This is a genomic window from Bradyrhizobium frederickii, assembly GCF_004570865.1.
Lineage (GTDB): Bacteria > Pseudomonadota > Alphaproteobacteria > Rhizobiales > Xanthobacteraceae > Bradyrhizobium > Bradyrhizobium frederickii.
Genome location: NZ_SPQS01000135.1, coordinates 1 through 744, shown reverse-complemented (window position 1 = coordinate 744; position 744 = coordinate 1). Strand labels below are relative to the sequence as shown.

Below are 744 nucleotides of genomic sequence, written 5' to 3'. Positions count from 1 at the left end.
TTGCCGCCAGGTCACTCAGCACTGGCCTTGCGAACAGCGTCGACAGCGGCAGGTCGACTCCGACCGCCTGTGACAGCCGGCTCGACATCTGCACGGCCAAGAGGGAGTGGCCGCCCAGTTCGAAGAAGTGGTCGTTGCGCCCGATGCGCTCGACACCAAGGAGCTCGGCCCAGATCCGCGCCAGCGCGGTCTCGACCGCGCCTTGCGGCGCCTCATAGGCCGCCAGCGCATAGGCCTGATCGCGAGGGGCCGGCAGCGCGTTGCGATCGAGCTTGCCGTTCACCGTCAGCGGAAGCGCCGCCAGCCGCACAAACGCGCTCGGCATCATGTAGTCCGGCACCCGCGCACTCAAGTGCGCGCGCAAAGCGCCCGCAAGCCCGCCTGCATCGCCCTCGTCCGAGCCGGCCTCGGGCGCGCAGACCACATAGGCGATCAGATGCTTGTCACCGGCGCCGCTCTGGCGCGCCACCACCACCGCCTCGCGCACCCAGGCGTGCTCGCAAAGCCGCGCCACGATCTCGCCCGGCTCGATGCGGTAGCCGCGGATCTTCACCTGATCGTCGTTGCGGCCTAAGAACTCCAGATTGCCGTCCGGCAGGTAGCGTGCCAGGTCGCCGGTCCGGTACAGCCGATCGCCCTCGACAAAGGGACTGGCGATGAACCGCTCGGCAGTCAGTTCAGGGCGGTTCAGGTAGCCACGCGCCACCCCTGCCCCGCCAATGTAAAGCTCGCCCACCGCACCGA

Annotated in this window: 1 protein-coding gene; it reads right to left on the bottom strand. The window is 68.8% G+C overall.

What is annotated here, in order from left to right; genetic code table 11:
- A partial coding sequence (locus E4K64_RS40045) for a phosphopantetheine-binding protein (RefSeq protein WP_135167647.1) occupies positions 1 to 744 on the bottom strand: 744 nt, incomplete at both ends.